The 1,070-nt window shown below is 49.1% G+C and carries 1 rRNA gene; it reads right to left on the reverse strand.

Annotated features, from left to right (window positions below):
- Positions 1-1,003, reverse strand: a 16S ribosomal RNA gene (locus M2133_RS15580); the annotation flags it as partial.
- Positions 1,004-1,070 lie beyond the last annotated feature (67 nt).

Below are 1,070 nucleotides of genomic sequence, written 5' to 3' on the forward strand. Positions count from 1 at the left end.
AAATGCGTTCAAACCCGGGTAAGGTTCCTCGCGTATCATCGAATTAAACCACATGTTCCTCCGCTTGTGCGGGCCCCCGTCAATTCCTTTGAGTTTCACCGTTGCCGGCGTACTCCCCAGGTGGATAACTTAACGCTTTCGCTGTAGAGCTTACTGTCTATCGCAAACTCCTAGTTATCATCGTTTACTGCGTGGACTACCAGGGTATCTAATCCTGTTTGATACCCACGCTTTCGTGCTTCAGTGTCAGTTATGGTTTGGTAAGCTGCCTTCGCAATCGGAGTTCTGCGTGATATCTAAGCATTTCACCGCTACACCACGCATTCCGCCTACCTCAAACATACTCAAGAAATCCAGTTTCAACGGCAATTTTATCGTTAAGCGACAAACTTTCACCGCTGACTTAAATCCCCACCTACGCACCCTTTAAACCCAATAAATCCGGATAACGCTCGCATCCTCCGTATTACCGCGGCTGCTGGCACGGAGTTAGCCGATGCTTATTCATTGGGTACATGCACAATGGGACACGTCCCATCTCTTATTCCCCAATAAAAGAAGTTTACGAACCATAGATCCTTCTTCCTTCACGCGACTTGGCTGGTTCAGACTCTCGTCCATTGACCAATATTCCTCACTGCTGCCTCCCGTAGGAGTCTGGTCCGTGTCTCAGTACCAGTGTGGGGGACCTTCCTCTCAGAACCCCTATCCATCGCAGGCTTGGTGGGCCGTTACCCCTACCAACTACCTAATGGAACGCATGCCCATCCATAAGCGGATCACTCCTTTAGCAAATATTCCCATGCGGGACCCCTGCGTTATGGGGTATTAGTCCGACTTTCGCCGGGTTATTCCCCTCTTATGGGTAGGTTGCATACGCGTTACGCACCCGTGCGCCGGTCGCCGGCAGATTTAGCAAGCTAAATCCCCGCTGCCCCTCGACTTGCATGTGTTAAGCCTGTCGCTAGCGTTCATCCTGAGCCAGGATCAAACTCTTCGTTGTATAAATTGTTTGTTTTATTTTTTTCCTATGACTCATGACGATTAACCTAAATTTAATAGATCAAGTA

The organism is Parabacteroides sp. PF5-6 (assembly GCF_029504695.1).
Classification (GTDB): Bacteria; Bacteroidota; Bacteroidia; order Bacteroidales; family Tannerellaceae; genus QVMG01.